The sequence below is a fragment of the Lacinutrix sp. MEBiC02595 genome (assembly GCF_053601555.1).
This window is the reverse complement of record NZ_JBSHNU010000217.1, coordinates 289,896-305,971: the sequence shown is the minus strand read 5'-3', so window position 1 is coordinate 305,971 and position 16,076 is coordinate 289,896. Positions and strand designations below refer to the sequence as shown.

Sequence of the window (16,076 nt, the reverse complement as noted above, 5' to 3'; positions counted from 1 at the left end):
GTGCCTTTAATGGTATATTGTGTCCGTAATTTATTTAATATCAATATTTTATGATTTAATTAACAAAGCACGCCTTACTTTTTATCGTAAACCATAGGAAGTGAAAAAGATTCAATTTTATTACTAAAAAGAATTGGCGCATATAGCGTATTACCTTCAATACTTATATCTGCTAACCCTTTTGGAAAAGTTCCTATTCTTTTTCGAGTATCCTTATTGATAAAAAACAAATCGCTAACCGTACCACCAGTAACTAAATATCCATCTTTAACTGCTGCTAAACCATCTAAAGCACCTAATTGATACCCACTTTTAATCATCGTAGCTGTTTTGTCTTTTAGGTTGACTTTATACAAACTACCATACTTATCTGGAGTTAACTCTAATGATAATTCTGCACCAAAATCAGCAATAATTAAATTATCATCTTGAATAAAAATTCCGTTTGGATGCTTAATTTCTGGTGTTTGAAACCAAACTACTAGTTTGTTATTTTCTAAAGTGAAAATTTTTCCGCCTGCAATATCAGAGATAAAAACCTGTCCTGTTTTAGAAACTACAACATCATTTAATGAAACCACATCTGTTGATGTAAAGCTATTTATCAGCTTACCTTTTTTTACATCAATTATATGAAGTTCCTTACCATCACCTACATACAATTTGTCTTGGTATAATGCTAAACCAGCAGGGTTGTTTAACCCTGTTACCCATTTATAATTATCTACTTTTCCTGTTTTTGTAATTCGGCTTATATATCCTTTTTCATTCTGATTTGCATTAGAAACATACAACCAATCTTCAGTTGGAGAAGCTACTATAGATTCTGGCATAGCAAAACCCTCTAATTCCCAATTTTTAATTAATTGATCCGTAGAATTTATTTTAGAAGAAGCAGTGTAATTAGTTTCATCTAAAACTTCTTTCAAAGCAAACATCCCATTGTTAGCAGCTGGAAAACCAGTATAGAGACTCAACAAAATCATTGTTTCAGAAATCTCATCTGGTGTTACACCAAGGTTAAGCGCAGCCTTCATATGCGACTTTAATTGCGATTTTGCATTGGCTTGTGTAGTAAGACTAGCTATTATTAGTAATTCTTTTGTCTTAAAATCTAAACCTGGTCTGTTGTAAATTTCTCCAAAACCATAACGAATAATATAATCTGCCATATCTGGAGACACGCTTTTAAAAGCGGCTTCCAAACCTTTTGAAGCGCCATCGCCATTTACCTCATTTACAATTTTTACGCCTGTTTTATAGTTATCTTCCTTTGTATTTTGCGCAATACTTGCAAAAGAGAAAGACAATGCTAAAACTAAAATTATGTACTTTTTCATTCTATTATTATTTACCATTTTGTTTTGCTGTAGCCTTTGGTGCTGCAACTTGTTTTAAATCTTTATTCCTGAATTTTTCTGTTTCTGGAAGTTGTAAATTAACTTGGTTTACTTCTTGAATTTCAATGGAAAGTTTATCAAATTTGATGTCCTCTAAATGTCCACCCAATTTTATATCGTCTGATAAAAAGTGAAAATGCATTCCTGGAATTACGATGTTTCCTAGATAATCTGGTGTAAATAAGCCAACCAAAGTCCCCTTAATGTTATCTCTAGTATACATTACACGTGTGTCTAAATATTCAAATAAAGACACATCTTCATTCTCTACTTTATGGGCAGAAGCCATCTTTAGATACTTAAATTCACCCTTAATTCTATATGCGTAAAAGCTATTTTTAGAGGTTGAATATTTTTGAAGCTCTCTGGTTAAGTCTTCATAAGACTCAATATTTTCAACAGTTACCGTTTGTTTGGGCTGAAAGTTTATCATCGTCATATTTGGCGATTCTAAATCGTTTGGCGCTTCTGCGATTCCGCCTTCGGCATCAATTGTATACACAACTCCGTCTACAGCAACCAATTCGCCAGCCAAATGATTTACGGTTCCAATACCAATGTTACCCTGTTGTACCATTTGTTGCGGCGTAATATTACCTTCGTAAATACTATTTAATAAGGCAACCGTTGGTGCATATTGGTGAATGGTATTTTCGGTATGAGGTGCCAAACCGTGTTCGTCCGTACCTTTAGAATGTGAATGTCCGTGTGCTTCTTCCGAAGTTGACATTGCTTCTTTTTTAGTCTCATTTCCGCAGCTAGCGAAAAGCGCTAAAGAAAATAATAGTATTAGTTTTTTCATAATGGTTGATTTTTTTTGTTTAACTGAATTAGTTTTCAGTAAACAACATATTTGCACTTCCTAATAAGTAGTTTCTCCATCCAAAATTAGGATAGGCTTTATCCATTTTCTGAATGAATTCTTCGCTATTTTTAGAAGCAGCAAGTAGTACTTTCATTTCTTCAAGATAATTAATTTTAAGGGTCACATCTCCCGAAGTTTCGGGTGCACTGTGTGAAGAAAAATAGGTGGTATACCCTTTTTCCTGAAAATCAGAAAGCTCGTTAATTACGGTATCTATAAATTCAGAATTAAAAATCATAGTATGGTTATCGTGCCCAACCATATGCAAGTGGACCGCCTTTATTTCTGGCATTTCTACATCAAAACCAAAACCAGTTGGCGTAATAATAAAAGGAATTCCTGAAATTTCTTGTGCTCCTGCTTCTAGTAAATCGGTTGGCACTATTGTAGTTTCGTCTAGATCTTCACCTGAGACTTCTGCTAATTTTGAGAGCGATTCATTACCAGAATTCGTCATATAATCTAAAGATTCTTGATTAGAATATATATGGTTAAATTTTAGTTTATCCGTATCAAAAAAGTGCTTTCCTATTAAATGATAAGAAACCATCACATCAATATTTGTGTAACCTAAACCAACAATATAATTTACAAGCTCCTTGTAATTATCTTTCATTGGTGGTGTTTCAATCAATACTCCTTTTCCGCTTTTTTCAATAAAAAAAGCGTGTGTATTAAAAAACCCTTTGGTTTCGTAAACGTGAACTTTAGTTTCACCATAATCAAAAATTTGCATCGTACCCTTATCTAATTGTACTGCTTTTGTGTTTTCATTAAAAGTTCTCATACTTGGTTCTTGAGCAGAAACTTCCTGAATTCCAAATGCAACTATAACTCCGTAAAATAGTGCTGTAATTATATTTTTCATTTTAAAAAATCTTTAAATTTCAGTTACAAAATTCATGTATTGTTCTAAGTCTCCAACAACAGCTTCATTCATTAATTTACCTGTTTTTTCTGCGTAAGGTTGGTGAAAGTGAATATCCCAAACATCAGATTCTTTTCTCCAATGCTCATAAACAGCCAAGGTATCTGCTTGGTCGTCTACTGTGTATAAGTCAAAAAGAATGTTTCCTTTTTCCTCTTTTCTGGTATGTGTAATGTGATCTTCAAACTGATTTAAAAGTTGTTCTCTAAACCCTGCTTTCAACTTAAAAATGAAAAAAATAATAAAGACGTCGTCTTCTGCGTTTGCAGATTTAGAATGGTCTGGTAACGGGTTTGTATCTCCTAAGAAATAAAAATCTGGCGCACTTGCCAGTGCTGTTTGTCCAACTTCCATTAACTTTTTTGTGTGTGGCTCGTTATCGTGAGATGTTATAGCTGCTTTGTCAGCCCAACGCTCATAAACAAAAAACACATTCGCATCTGCTTTAGATACAAATACTTTAATTTCTTTATTACCAGCTTCTTTTTGTGTGGCTGCCTGTGCTTCTTTTAAGGTTGCTGCAAAACTAGTTGCGTGTTCTGGTTTTGCTGTGAATTTTACGATTGTGCTTTTCATAATTATGTGTTTTTATAGTGTTCTTGTTTATTTTATAATTTGGTAATTATGGTTTCTTCTGAAAATCTCGATTTTGGAAGCTTCGCATTAAAATCGGTATCTTTTCTATATCCTAAAGACACAACAGCTAATGCTGTATACCCTTTTTCACGTAAGCCGAATTCTTCATCTAAAGCTTTAACATCTACACCTTCCATTGGGCAAGCGTCTATACCTAAAGCAGCAACTCCTAATAAAAGAGACCCCATATTTAAATAGACTTGTTTTTCCATCCAATGTGGTAAATCTTTAAGGTCGTATTTATGAATATCTGCAAACAACATACGTCCACCGTGCATTTGGTCTTTAAATTCTTGTGCAGCAAAACGACCGTCTTTATCTTCTTGCTCTAAAATGCTAGCCATATATGCTTCATCTGCATTTGTGCGAGCAGCAATAACAATTACGTGAGAGGCATCTAAAACCTTAGGCGTATTAAAATGAAAAAATCCTTGTGTTCCTTTTGCAATACGGGCTTTCCCTTCTGCAGTATCTGCAATTAAAAAATGCCAAGGTTGTAAGTTTACACTAGATGGACTTAAACGCAATACATCTTTTACTTGTTTAAAATCTGCATCTGATATCTTTTTAGTAGCATCAAATTCTTTTACGGAATAGCGGTTGTTTAAAATTTCAGTTAAATTCATTTTTTTATGTTTAGTTGGCAAAATATACTATCAAAATTATAGTGACAAAAGTATGTATAGTTTCATTGTTGTGCAATAACGGTCATAAAGTATAGTATAAAATAATTTTATAATACACTTTTAATCAATGTGTTAAACATAGACATTTTTACTATACAAAATATAGTTGCATACTAAATTAAAGTCCATTAAATTTGCAAAAGAATCTATTAAAAAGAGAGTACATATTCGTATGCTGCTTTCATAAATATATATCATTATGGACAGAAAAGAACTGTTTGAAAAAAAGCCAAAGATTAAAATCAATGATAAAATATCCTTCTGCCCAACCAGTGCAGCAATGGAATTGATTGGCGGAAAATGGAAAAGTGTGATCCTTACCCATTTAATTGGAGATAAAAGACGTTATAACGAATTACGAAAGGAAATTCCTGGCATTACAGAGCGCACACTAAGTTTGCAATTGAAGCAATTAGAAGCAGATGGTATTGTAAATAGAAAGGTTTATTCTAAAAAACCTCCTTTAAAAGTAGAATACACGCTTACCGAGTTTGGACAAAGCCTTACACCTATTTTAAATCTAATTACGGAATGGGGATTACATGCTGCGGAAACTAAAGGCGAGTTTATATTTGAAGAAACTAAATAATATAAACCAATAAGGCTACCAATTAGGTAGCCTTATTGGTTTATTATACAGATGAATTTACAATAAACTATCTGTTACTTGTAATACTTTTTCAATTTTAGCTTCATCATAAGCATCTGGATGTGCTGGTGAGAAATGTCCTTTTGACTCTCCTTTATCATTATCAAAATACTTCCCGGAATCGTTTTTATAAGTTTCAGAAGTTACTAAATCATATAAAATATCCACACCTTTTTCTGCAGGAGACCAATAATCTCCAAAAGCTTCTTTTGCCATTTTTGTATTTAATAACGAACCCGGATTTACAGCTATAACCGCAATTTTTGGTTCTTGTTTCGCTAAATTAAAACTCCACATAGTTAATGCCAGCTTACTTTGCGCATAACTATCATTTTCTGAAACTTGCTCTTTTCCTCTTAAAACAGCTTCTGAAATTGGTGCTTGTGCAGCAGAACTTAAATTAATAATTCTTGGGGAATCAGCATTTTCAATATTTGAAAGAATAGCATTTGTTAATAGATAAGGTGCTAAATAATTTACAACCATTCTAAAATCTAAACCGTCTTTAGTTAAAGTGCTTTCTGATTTAAAAATCCCTGCATTGTTTATTAAATTATCTATTTTCGGAATGTCGTTTTTAATCTGTTCTGCTAATTTTTTAACCGCTTTTAAATCTGAAAAATCAGCAACCAAACCTTTAATATTTTGGTTATTGGAAGTTTCTTTAATTTCTTTGACAACTGCGGCTACTTTGGCTTCACTCCTACCATGAACGTATACCGTATGCCCTTCTTTTGCTAGTTTTAAAGCGGTTAACTTTCCTATTCCGTCTGTGCTTCCTGTAATTAATATTGTTTTACTCATGTTGTTTTTAATTTAATGTCACCTTGAGCGCAGTCGAAAGGTTATTAGTAGTTCTCGACTGCGCTCGAACGGACAATTGATTATGTGCTTTGTTTCTTTTCCTTTATTTATGAATAAATTCTGACAATACCTTTTTTGCAATTTACTCCAAAGTCGCACTCCTATTTTTATTATTAAAACGGTGCAATGGTATCTTTAGGGCTATTTGGTATACTCCAACGCTCACGAGCGGTTACATTTTCTGTTGTAATAACTTTAGACGCTAAATTATCAACACTACCATAGCTACTTGTACCACCTCTCGGTATTTGCATACGGTCTCCGTATAGCCACACTACTAAGTTACTACGTTGTCCGCTAGTAATTGGGTGTGTAGCATGTGGTATTTTTCCTGTATGAATAATTGCTTTTCCAGGTTCAAATATAGTTTGAACAACTTTTCTTGTAGATGTATCGTGAAAATCCACTTGCGAACCTGTAAACTCTTCATCAGGTAAGTTAATATTGACATTCAAGGTAGCAGCCGAAGCATCTGTATGGGCATGCAAATCCTTGTCTTTATCTGGATTGTACTGAATAGAGAATCCAAATGTTTGGTTATCGTAGCCATACGTGCCAAGTAATAAACGAGCGATTGGACGCATATAACGATCCATTATTTCGTTGTAAAATGCCTGAAAATTAGGTGCTGCAAGGTATCCCTCTGAGCGTGGATCTAGCATAACTCCATGACGATTCAATTGAATACCATAAGGTGCACGTCTAGGAATTTCAGAATTTACAGTATCTTCTAAATACTTGCGAAATTCCGCTAAACGTTCTAAATCAAAAAACTGAGCAGAATACACTCCAGGAATAATTTCTTCCCATAAATCAGCTACAGCGTTTTCTTTTTCTGGATTTTCCCAAGCATCGTTTATCGCTTTTCTCAATTTCGGGTCAAGTAGCGTTTCATCAGGAATTAATAAACTGTCTTTGTTTTCAATTTCCCATTCGCTCCATGCATCTTCAAGTAACTCTCGGTTACTATTCCAAAATTGTGACACAGAAGGATCACGGTTTAGTGCAGCTTCGCGAGTTGGCAATGTAAGCGCACGAGCTTGTGTTACTATATTTTTATTTCTCATTGTTTCTATATGTTTTTTTTACCAAAACAACCACTATAGAGTATTTTGGTTTTTGTATATATTGTTGTTTGATATATATTAATTCATCGTCTTATATGTAATTAAAAAACAATTCGTTTAAATAAGAATATAGACCTAGAAGTAACTGTTTTTTATAGTAAATATGTTTGCTAAAGTCTATTTAAAGATTTTATTTTGAAACCTATTAAACACCTCTTTTTAAAGAGGTATTTATTATTTACTACGCATCAACAAATATTGATTTTACGTGTAATGTGTCCATATATTCTTTTATTTTAAGAATCTTTCCATCAGAAAATTGAAATAAAAAATGATACGGATTATTATAAACTTTATCGTTTGTTAGTACACCGTAAGAAATAAATTCGGCAGCTACCCTATCGCCTTCTGCAGTCCAACCCACTGGTGTTAATTCTAATCCTGTTGGAATAGCAGATTTTACCATTTTAATTAATTCTCCAATTCCGTTTTTATCCATGGTTCCTGAAACGGGTAGATCCCCTTTAATTCCCATAGATTGCCATGTTGCATCTGTATCTAAATAAGTTAAAGCGCTTGTAGCATCACCTGCAGAAAAACGTTCGAAAAAATCAAGTATAGTTTGTTTATTTTGTGCTGTATTCATAATTTCTAGTTTTTAGTTTACACCTTGTAATCCCATTAATAAAGTCTCGAAGTTTCTTTGGTTTTCCATATCATTTTGGAATCCCGTATCATCAGCTAACGTAAAACGTTTTATTGCTGGAGATTTACTTGTTGCTTGGTATAACCAATATGCTTCCTCTTTTAAAGCCTCTTCAATTGGTAAATCTATAGATGCATAAATAGTACGTTTTGCAGCTTCGATAGCATCAGAATTAAATTGTGACATTCTATTTACTAAATCTTCCACAAAAGCTCCAATTTTATCCGGATCTAATGCTCTATTTATAAGTCCGTAAGCTTCTGCTTGGTCTGCATCAAAATCTTTTGCAGATAAAATCACTTCTAATGCTCTACCTAAACCTATTTGACGTGCCATTCTAGATGATCCACCACCACAAGGTAAAATTCCCATACCAACTTCCATTTGCATAAATACTGCCTTACCACGTGCTGCAAAACGCATATCTGTTGCTAAAGCAAATTCATGACCACCTCCTCTAGCAAAACCTTCTATTTTACTAACGGTAATTTGTGGTAATTTACTAATGCGTTGTAATACTTTTTGTAAGTCTAATAACTCAATATCTTCTCTATCTACAGCTGTTGTAGACATATCTTTTAAGAAATTAGTATCTGCATGCGCAATGAAAATTTCTGAATGAGCAGATTGAAAAACGACTACTTTAATACTTCTGTCCTCTTCTAAAGATGCTGCTAATTCATCCAACTCTTTGATCATTGGAATATCCTGAATATTTACTGGTGGGTTATCAAAAGTTACCCAAGCTTGTCCTTCTTTTACTGCTACTTTAAATGTTTTAAATCCTGTTGTTTTCATGGTGTTATGTTTTAAATTATTAGTGTTGTGTTTTAATTACACTGCAAATTTACAGGAGTAACCAAGGTTTAATTTGGTATAAAACAAAGCACTATTAGTAAAAAACAAGGTTATTAGTAAAAACTTAGGCTAAAGCCGCTTTAAAAGCACCAATAGTAATGCCTTTATAGGCTAAAAAAGTTTTATTTAAATGGCTAGAATCTGTAAAACCGAGTTCGATTGCTATTTCTGAGAATTGTAAATCGGTATACTTAAGTCGTGTTTCTACTAACTTCAATTTATAATTGATGATGTACTTTTTTAGGCTAATGTCAGTATGTTTTTTGAAATACTCGCTTATATAATTATCTGCCATATTAAATTCTTCTGCAAGACTTCTAGTAGATAACAAATCTACATTATAAATATTTGTATGAATAAAATTTATGATTTGCTGAATTTTTGAAGACTCCACAACCTTGGCAGTCATATCCGTATTTAAAAACTGAATATTTCTAGCAATCAAATGAAGAATAACGGATAATGAATTTTGAATGATGAATAGATCATAGGATTGTTTTTTCAAATTTTCAGTAGAAACCATTTTAATTAAAGACACTAAATGTAGTTTGTCTGATTCTGTTTCAAACTTCATTTCACGTAGTTGGTGACTTTCGCTGTTTAAAATACCTTCAATTTTACGAAACCAATCGTTAACAGGAAGAGTATCGTTTTGCGTATTCGAATTCCTGAAAAAACTCTTTAAAAACTTGATAGCAACAGTAGATGTTGGTGTTTCCGGATTAACAATGTAAATATCATCTGGAACGAACACAAAAACGCTATTTGGAGTATAATTTACCATTTTCCCATTAATCTTTATAGTTCCTGTGCCTTCTTCAAAATAAACAATTTCAAAAAAACGAATGGTAGTATACTTACAAAAGTCAAAAAAGGTTTGCTTTTTATATTCTGCGATAACAATATTCTCGATGATAGTTCTTGGCATAATTCGTTTTTTCTAAAGTTAAACATTCTATGAATAAAAAAAGCCCCCTATAATTAGTGGCTTCTTCCTTGGGTTCATCAATAACCGGGTGAATTATTAAGAAACCTTTCAATTATCTATAAGAAACGCCTGTTGTAATGGGTTTAAATCTGAAAATGTAAAATGGTTTTGTAGACAAATCTTTACCATCATTAAACGCAGCACCTTTGTTTACTTGGGCAGCGGACACATACATATAACCGTCTACATGATTGTAGCTTACACCATCTGGCCAAACCATATTAGTATCTTTAACCATGGTTTTTACTCTTTTATCTTTTGCCAAAACTACAGCCACACTATTGGTTTCTAAAGCTGTTAAATAAATATTGCCTGCTGTATCAATACTCATTCCGCCATTGTTTGGTTTCTCGGAATAGGTTTCGATTTTACGATCTAATGCATCTTCTGTTAATACTTCATTTACTAAATCTAAGGTTCTAATTCTGTAGATTTTTGGTCCGTTTAATGGTCCATAATAAATGTATTCAAAATTTGCATCGGCAGTAATTCCGTCATTACCAACCAATAAATCTTTTCCATTAACTGCTAAATGTTTACCGTTAATTACGGTTGGTGTGTTTTCTGGTAAAGTAGATCTTGTACCCTCTAAAACACGACGCGTTTTACCGGTTTTCATATCTACAATAATAAAAGCTGCTTTGCTGCCATCTCCACCATTGCCAATACCTTCATCAGCTATAATAAAATAACCGTTTTTGGTATCTACCACCATATCGTTAGGCTGCGCGTGCTTTGGCACAGAAGATTTTGGTAAATAATAAATACGTTCTAATTGATTAGTTTTTGTGTTCCAACCCACTATTTTAGGTGTTACATTATCGCGTTGCGCCATATCTAACATCCAAACAATTCCGTTTTCATCGTTTCTAATACCTAAAACATTACTTAGATAATTATCGTCTGTAGTTCGTGGTGTATTCCACGCTTTATTAGGAAATGGTTTGCTTTCTTTGGTTTTTGCATCCATAATCATCACTCTATTTTCTGGTGAGAAAAAAGGATGATGACTGTAAACTAAATCGCCAGTATCCGTAAACGTAATATTACCAACTGCCTGCGCTGTAGTTGCAAAAACTTCCGTTTCACCTACTGTGTTTTGTGCTTTTATGGACATAACAGATGTGATTAAAATTAATAAGAAACTAATATTTTTCATCTTGAATATAATTATGACGTCAGTTCGAGTGAAATTCTTATTCAGAATTTTATATCGAGAACCATTAAAGTTAATAAACTTCTCGATACTAATTTCTCGTACCTCAAAATTCACTCGAAGTGACGTTATTTTAAAGTTTTAGTTGCTCTTCTTTAAATAATCTGGTAATTCTTTGGATAACCAATCTTGACGTACAGGCACGTGCACATCTAAATCTACAGTTTCTTCTAAAGCCCAAAACTCATGTGGTACATTTTCAGGAAAAACAATCACTTCTCCTGCTCCAACTTCTACAAATGTTTCTTTACCATCAATAATAGTCTTGATTTTAACCTTACCAGACATGATGTAGGTGATCTGCTCGTTTGGGTGTTTGTGCCAAGGAATATGCGCTCCTTTTTCTAAATTAAAAATGGTCATTTGACCTTTTTCACCATGGAACCATTTACGTTTGATTCCTTCACCGATAGTTTCTGATTCCATTTCATCAAAATTGAAATGTTGCACTTTTGATGTTGCTACAGAATCTATGGTGTTTACTTGTGCATTTGCAGTATTGCTTGCAAATAATGCGGTTACAGCTACTGCTGCTATAATTGATTTGAAATTCATTTTTCTATTTATATATTTCGTCAGTTTGATTGAAATTCTTTTTCGTTAGGCTTCTCGATACAAATTTCTTATATCTTCAATCAAAATATATTTTGATTTTCAATAACTCAAAATTCACTCGAATTGACGTATGTTTACATTAATTTTTAAGAATCTAGATTGTCAGTTCGAGTGAAATTCTTTTTAGAATTTTGTATCGAGAACCTACTGAACTATGAGTCTTCTCGATACTAATTTTTTCGTACCTCAAAATTCACTCGAAGTGACGTGTAATTAAAAATTTTAATTGGCTATTAAATTAAAATCCTTCTAAAACTATTTTCCCTTTTGCGTTTCCGGTTTCTAAAAAAGCGTGTGCTTTACGTAAGTTTTCAGCATTAATAGTTCCGAAGTTTTCGCCTAAAGTGGTTCTAATTGTTCCGTTGTCTATTAATTGAGAAACGTTGTTTAAAATGTTGTGTTGCTCAATCATATCTTCTGTTTGAAACATAGCACGCGTAAACATTAACTCAATATGTGTAGACACTGCTTTCCCTTTAAAAGGCATCACATTCATCACTTTCGGATCATCAATAAATCCGAATTTCCCTTGTGGTTTAATCAGCTTAACAATTTCATCCACATGTTGCTCCGTAGCATTTAAACTCACAACATATTCTGGAGCAGGAAGGCTATATTTTTCAAACTCTTCGCTCAATTTATTTCTGTGGTTGATAACTGTATCTGCACCTAATTCTTTTAACCAATCTGTAGTTTCTTCGCGAGAAGCGGTAGCAATAATGTTCAGTTTTGTAAGCTTTTTAACTAATTGTACCATTATAGAACCTACACCACCTGCAGCACCAATTATTAAAATAGATTTATTGGCATCGTCTTTAGAAACCTGTAATCTGTCAAATAACATTTCGTAAGCCGTCAATGATGTTAATGGCAATGCAGCAGCTTCAGCATACGATAAACTTGATGGCTTTTTACCAACAATACGTTCATCTACCACCTGAAATTGCGCATAACTTCCTTGACGTGTAAAATCGCCAGCATACCAAACTTCATCGCCAACCTTAAATAAAGTAACATCTTCTCCAACTTCCTTTACAATACCTGTTGCGTCCCAACCAATAATTTTCCAATCGTCACCCTGTACAGGCATATTTGCACGTACTTTGTAATCTGCAGGGTTTACCGAAATGGCTTTAATCTCTACTAAAATATCTCTTCCTGTTGCTTTCGGAGTCGCTATTTCTATGCCTTGTAGTGAATTTACATTGTCTATTGGTAAATTCTCTTTGTATCCTATTGCTTTCATCTGAATTAAAATTTTTGCAATTATATTACTGTGATAATTTCACTTTGTGGTAATCTAGATTTTGGTGTTTTATCCGTCGAATTAAAATCTGATGCTGCTCTATATCCTAAAGAAACAATTACTAAAGATGTGAATCCTTTTGCTCTTAATCCAAATTCTTCATCTAGCGCTTTTACATCAATACCTTCCATTGGCGTAGCATCAATACCTAAACTAGCTACACCTAATAAAAAGTTACCAATGTTAAGATATACCTGCTTTTCCATCCAATGTTGATAGTCTTTTAAATCATATTTATGAATGTCTCCAAAAGCGTTCATTCCTCCATACATTCCGTTTTTTATGTCTTCATTAGGGAATCTTCCGTCTTTATCCTGTACTTCTAAAAGGTGTTTAAAAAAAGTATCATCTGCTCCTTCGCTTGTTTTTGAACAAAACAATACTACTGCAGAAGCATTCGTTATTTTTGGTTCATTAAAATGAAAAAAGCCTTGTGTCCCTTTTGTCATGCGTGCTTTACCTTCTGTACTTTCAGCAATAATAAAGTGCCAAGGTTGCAGGTTAATACTTGAAGGACTCATTCGTAATAAGTTTTTAACTTGTGCCATATCTGCATCAGATATTTTCTTGGTTGTGTCGTATTCCTTAGTAGTATATCTCCAGTTTAATGTGTCTTGTAAATTCATTTTTATATGTTTTTTTAATTAACTATCATTTTTATAGTGACAAAAGTAAGTATAGTATTAAAACCTCACAATAACGGTCATAAATGATAGTACAAAAATAACTAGAAAATCAATCCAATTTAATGTATAAAAACAGGGAATACCGGTATAATTAAAGGTGATTCCTAAAGTTTTCATAAAAAAGATAATAAGCAATTTCCAAACTGCACAACGTACATTTAGTTTTAGTTAATCTTTTTTTAATACCATTTTAGTTTTATCCAACCCATCTAAAAGTTAGGTTTATTCGTGGTCTAATTTTTTTTGTTGTTTTCGGAATTTTATGCTTCCAATTATTTTGAGTAGCACCTTGCATTAGTAACAAACTACCGTGTTTTAAAGGAATGTCTAAGCGTTTTAAATCTTTACGCGTTGCGTGTTTAAGTTGAAAAGGTCTAGTTTCTCCAAAAGTAACGGAGCCGATAACCGTGTTTTTGCGTTGGTTTACATCATAATCCTGATGCCAATCTACGCTGTCTTTTCCATCTCTATAATAATTAAGTAAACAGCGCGTAAATTTGATGTCTACCTCCTGCTCTATGCGTTGTTTGATTTTTAATAGCTCCGCAGTCCAAGGACGTAGCTTTGTATTTTTTCCAACATAGGCCACTTCTAAATCCGTATCGCCATACCAAGCGGTAAGTCTGGGTAAGTCTATTTGTTTACCGTATATAGCCATTTGATCTTGCTCCCAATTGGTATTTTTTAAAAGGCTATTATACAATCTATCGCTTTCTTCTATTGAAAAGAAATTCTCAAATAAAGTAACAGCAGCACCAGGTAAATCAAATTCCGTTTTATGGACCTCGTTAGTCGAAAACAAATCTATTGGTTTGAATGATTCCATAATAAAATCCTATTCTAAATTATTTGTGTTTAGTCGGTTTTTTCTAAGATCTTTTACAAAAAAGCCAAACATAATGATGATGAAAAACGAAAACGGTAACGACGTTATAATTAACAAGCGTTGTACAGCCTCTAAAACATTGACATTTGTTTTAATATTTCCTAAAAGGATTAAAGCTATGGTCGCTAATAAGATAAAAACCGACCAGATTACACGATGCGTTCTATTTGGATTTTTAGAACCTTTATCCGTGAACATACTTAGCACGAATACCGCAGAATCGACAGAAGTTATCAAAAAACTGATTAATAAAAATATAGACGTTATGTTTAGAAATGTAGCAAACGGATATTGCTCGAAAAAAACAAAAATAGATGAAAACACATTCCCGAATTGGTTATCGTAAGTGCCCCAAGCTTCAATTAAATGAAATGCTGAAGAACCAAAAACCGAAAACCAAAAGAAAGTTCCTAAACTTGGAATAATTAAAACGCCTAATAATAATTGTCTTATCGTTCTTCCTTTAGAAATACGCGCAATAAATATACCTGTAAAAGGCGCCCAAGCTAACCAAAATGCCCAATAATAGAAGGTCCATCCTGTTAAAAACTCTAATCCAGGATTATAGTTTCCAATTGCCAAACTCATTGGTATAAAGTCGATAATGTATTGATACAAAGCAGTAAAAAAAGAAACGACAATGCCTTGCATATCGCTTGTAAAAAAAACGAATAACAAAATGAATAAAGTGACAATAATGTTTAATTTAGAAAATATTTTAATCCCTTTATTAACGCCTTGCCAAGCGGAATAACATGCTATTGTAGAAATAAAAACACACAAAATTATAGTTGTTATTAGTCCAAAATCTGCACTAAAAACGTGATTTAATCCACCATTAATTTGTGTAGTACCCAAACCTATAGCAGCAATTAATCCAAAAATAGTGGTGATAATAGTGATAATATCTACACTTGCTCTTATCGATTTGCTTTTAATACGATCTTCAATGGTGGCACTAATTCTGACTTTCTTTTTGTTGACGTGCAACGCATAGCCCACAATGACTGCAAATAGTCCATAAAATGCCCAAGCAGTAATTCCCCATTGGTAAAACGTGAATTCTAATGCTACAGTTTCATTGGATAATCCAGATGCAAAAGGTGAATTTTGTTGCATGAAAACCGGCTCTTGCACGGCTCTTAGCAAAATACCAGATCCCATTCCTGCGCTATATAACATCGCAATCCAAGACCATAATGAATATTCTGGTTTAGAAGATGCTTTCCCTAATTTTATGTTTCCGTATTTGGAAAACGCTACCAATAATAATGCAACTACACAACCAAAACCTAAGTACAAATAGAAGTATCCAAAATAATTCCGAACCCATAACGACGCACTTTCAATAGCATTATAACTTGCTTCGGTTGCAAAAAACACAACTAAAGTGCATAGAAAAATAATGCCTACAGAAATAGATAAAATGGAATGTTTTTGAATGTATTTGAGCATGTAGAGTAATTTGTTTCAAACAAAAATAAGGATTAGAATATAAATGATTTTCTATACGTTCTTTTTCTAAAGTATTCACGGAACATAACAAAGGCCATTCCGGTAAATAACATAGAACAGTTTATTTTTAAAAGATTTTTATAGTAGATTCCGATTTTACACCAACTCAAATTGCAGACGAATTGGGTTTTACAGACGTTGGCCATATGCCAAAAACTTTAAAAAGCTACGCAAGAACATCATCCGTGAATTTTAAAATAACGGG

17 protein-coding genes are annotated in these 16,076 nt (G+C 33.1%); 1 reads left to right on the top strand and 16 read right to left on the bottom strand.

Annotation, left to right across the window (positions count from 1 at the left end; all coding sequences use genetic code 11):
- Positions 1–74: 74 nt before the first annotated feature.
- The 5 genes from ACVCZW_RS09150 to nfsB (ACVCZW_RS09130) are packed head-to-tail and all read right to left on the bottom strand — an operon-like array spanning position 75 to position 4,455.
- Positions 75–1,340, bottom strand: a complete 1,266-nt coding sequence (locus tag ACVCZW_RS09150; protein WP_452232224.1) for a carboxymuconolactone decarboxylase family protein — start codon at positions 1,338–1,340, stop codon at positions 75–77.
- Between the two features lie 7 nt (positions 1,341–1,347).
- Positions 1,348–2,202: an acetolactate decarboxylase gene (budA, locus tag ACVCZW_RS09145; RefSeq protein ID WP_452232223.1), complete on the bottom strand. Its 855-nt coding sequence runs from the start codon at positions 2,200–2,202 to the stop codon at positions 1,348–1,350.
- A gap of 28 nt (positions 2,203–2,230) precedes the next feature.
- A complete protein-coding gene (locus ACVCZW_RS09140; RefSeq protein WP_452232222.1) occupies positions 2,231–3,133 on the bottom strand; it encodes a hypothetical protein in 903 nt (300 codons plus the stop codon).
- A gap of 12 nt (positions 3,134–3,145) precedes the next feature.
- On the bottom strand, positions 3,146–3,769 hold the full coding sequence (locus tag ACVCZW_RS09135) for a putative quinol monooxygenase (RefSeq protein ID WP_452229903.1): 624 nt from the start codon (positions 3,767–3,769) through the stop codon (positions 3,146–3,148).
- Positions 3,770–3,801: 32 nt separating this feature from the next.
- A complete protein-coding gene (gene nfsB / locus ACVCZW_RS09130; protein WP_452229902.1) occupies positions 3,802–4,455 on the bottom strand; it encodes an oxygen-insensitive NAD(P)H nitroreductase in 654 nt (217 codons plus the stop codon).
- Between the two features lie 259 nt (positions 4,456–4,714).
- Between nfsB (ACVCZW_RS09130) and ACVCZW_RS09125 the strand changes: the two genes are divergently transcribed.
- Positions 4,715–5,104: a winged helix-turn-helix transcriptional regulator gene (locus ACVCZW_RS09125; RefSeq protein WP_452229901.1), complete on the top strand. Its 390-nt coding sequence runs from the start codon at positions 4,715–4,717 to the stop codon at positions 5,102–5,104.
- A 57-nt stretch (positions 5,105–5,161) separates the two neighbouring features.
- Here the strand turns inward: ACVCZW_RS09125 and ACVCZW_RS09120 are convergent, their stop codons facing one another.
- The 11 genes from ACVCZW_RS09120 to ACVCZW_RS09070 form a co-directional block, all read right to left on the bottom strand.
- Positions 5,162–5,968, bottom strand: coding sequence for an SDR family NAD(P)-dependent oxidoreductase (locus ACVCZW_RS09120; RefSeq protein ID WP_452232221.1), 807 nt, complete (start codon positions 5,966–5,968; stop codon positions 5,162–5,164).
- A gap of 173 nt (positions 5,969–6,141) precedes the next feature.
- The gene (locus tag ACVCZW_RS09115; protein WP_452232220.1) at positions 6,142–7,095 is read right to left on the bottom strand and encodes a 2OG-Fe(II) oxygenase; all 954 of its coding nucleotides are present in this window, start codon (positions 7,093–7,095) and stop codon (positions 6,142–6,144) included.
- Between the two features lie 241 nt (positions 7,096–7,336).
- Entirely contained in the window at positions 7,337–7,741 is a 405-nt protein-coding gene (locus ACVCZW_RS09110) for a nuclear transport factor 2 family protein (RefSeq protein WP_452232219.1), read from the bottom strand.
- 12 nt (positions 7,742–7,753) lie between these two features.
- Entirely contained in the window at positions 7,754–8,599 is an 846-nt protein-coding gene (locus ACVCZW_RS09105; RefSeq protein ID WP_452229897.1) for an enoyl-CoA hydratase/isomerase family protein, read from the bottom strand.
- Between the two features lie 124 nt (positions 8,600–8,723).
- Positions 8,724–9,587: an AraC family transcriptional regulator gene (locus ACVCZW_RS09100; RefSeq protein ID WP_452232218.1), complete on the bottom strand. Its 864-nt coding sequence runs from the start codon at positions 9,585–9,587 to the stop codon at positions 8,724–8,726.
- A 112-nt stretch (positions 9,588–9,699) separates the two neighbouring features.
- A complete protein-coding gene (locus ACVCZW_RS09095; RefSeq protein WP_452232217.1) occupies positions 9,700–10,806 on the bottom strand; it encodes an L-dopachrome tautomerase-related protein in 1,107 nt (368 codons plus the stop codon).
- A 138-nt stretch (positions 10,807–10,944) separates the two neighbouring features.
- On the bottom strand, positions 10,945–11,418 hold the full coding sequence (locus tag ACVCZW_RS09090; RefSeq protein WP_452229894.1) for a cupin domain-containing protein: 474 nt from the start codon (positions 11,416–11,418) through the stop codon (positions 10,945–10,947).
- A gap of 298 nt (positions 11,419–11,716) precedes the next feature.
- Positions 11,717–12,724 (bottom strand): zinc-binding alcohol dehydrogenase family protein, encoded by a 1,008-nt coding sequence (locus ACVCZW_RS09085; protein ID WP_452232216.1) that lies wholly within the window; start codon positions 12,722–12,724, stop codon positions 11,717–11,719.
- 20 nt (positions 12,725–12,744) lie between these two features.
- Positions 12,745–13,410, bottom strand: coding sequence for an oxygen-insensitive NAD(P)H nitroreductase (gene nfsB, locus ACVCZW_RS09080; protein ID WP_452232215.1), 666 nt, complete (start codon positions 13,408–13,410; stop codon positions 12,745–12,747).
- Positions 13,411–13,666: 256 nt separating this feature from the next.
- Positions 13,667–14,296, bottom strand: a complete 630-nt coding sequence (locus ACVCZW_RS09075) for an alpha-ketoglutarate-dependent dioxygenase AlkB family protein (protein WP_452232214.1) — start codon at positions 14,294–14,296, stop codon at positions 13,667–13,669.
- 9 nt (positions 14,297–14,305) lie between these two features.
- A complete protein-coding gene (locus ACVCZW_RS09070; RefSeq protein ID WP_452232213.1) occupies positions 14,306–15,811 on the bottom strand; it encodes a BCCT family transporter in 1,506 nt (501 codons plus the stop codon).
- Positions 15,812–16,076 lie beyond the last annotated feature (265 nt).

Excerpts from the sequence above, each read along its gene's own strand:
- ACVCZW_RS09135 (WP_452229903.1), bottom strand. The coding sequence starts at position 3,769 with ATGAAAAGCACAATCGTAAAATTCACAGCAAAACCAGAACACGCAACT.
- ACVCZW_RS09090 (WP_452229894.1), bottom strand. The coding sequence starts at position 11,418 with ATGAATTTCAAATCAATTATAGCAGCAGTAGCTGTAACCGCATTATTT.
- ACVCZW_RS09115 (WP_452232220.1), bottom strand. The coding sequence starts at position 7,095 with ATGAGAAATAAAAATATAGTAACACAAGCTCGTGCGCTTACATTGCCA.
- budA (WP_452232223.1), bottom strand. The coding sequence starts at position 2,202 with ATGAAAAAACTAATACTATTATTTTCTTTAGCGCTTTTCGCTAGCTGC.
- ACVCZW_RS09120 (WP_452232221.1), bottom strand. The coding sequence starts at position 5,968 with ATGAGTAAAACAATATTAATTACAGGAAGCACAGACGGAATAGGAAAG.
- ACVCZW_RS09095 (WP_452232217.1), bottom strand. The coding sequence starts at position 10,806 with ATGAAAAATATTAGTTTCTTATTAATTTTAATCACATCTGTTATGTCC.
- ACVCZW_RS09100 (WP_452232218.1), bottom strand. The coding sequence starts at position 9,587 with ATGCCAAGAACTATCATCGAGAATATTGTTATCGCAGAATATAAAAAG.
- ACVCZW_RS09075 (WP_452232214.1), bottom strand. The coding sequence starts at position 14,296 with ATGGAATCATTCAAACCAATAGATTTGTTTTCGACTAACGAGGTCCAT.
- ACVCZW_RS09085 (WP_452232216.1), bottom strand. The coding sequence starts at position 12,724 with ATGAAAGCAATAGGATACAAAGAGAATTTACCAATAGACAATGTAAAT.
- ACVCZW_RS09105 (WP_452229897.1), bottom strand. The coding sequence starts at position 8,599 with ATGAAAACAACAGGATTTAAAACATTTAAAGTAGCAGTAAAAGAAGGA.
- ACVCZW_RS09140 (WP_452232222.1), bottom strand. The coding sequence starts at position 3,133 with ATGAAAAATATAATTACAGCACTATTTTACGGAGTTATAGTTGCATTT.
- ACVCZW_RS09110 (WP_452232219.1), bottom strand. The coding sequence starts at position 7,741 with ATGAATACAGCACAAAATAAACAAACTATACTTGATTTTTTCGAACGT.
- nfsB (WP_452229902.1), bottom strand. The coding sequence starts at position 4,455 with ATGAATTTAACTGAAATTTTAAACAACCGCTATTCCGTAAAAGAATTT.
- nfsB (WP_452232215.1), bottom strand. The coding sequence starts at position 13,410 with ATGAATTTACAAGACACATTAAACTGGAGATATACTACTAAGGAATAC.
- ACVCZW_RS09125 (WP_452229901.1), top strand. The coding sequence starts at position 4,715 with ATGGACAGAAAAGAACTGTTTGAAAAAAAGCCAAAGATTAAAATCAAT.
- ACVCZW_RS09150 (WP_452232224.1), bottom strand. The coding sequence starts at position 1,340 with ATGAAAAAGTACATAATTTTAGTTTTAGCATTGTCTTTCTCTTTTGCA.
- ACVCZW_RS09070 (WP_452232213.1), bottom strand. The coding sequence starts at position 15,811 with ATGCTCAAATACATTCAAAAACATTCCATTTTATCTATTTCTGTAGGC.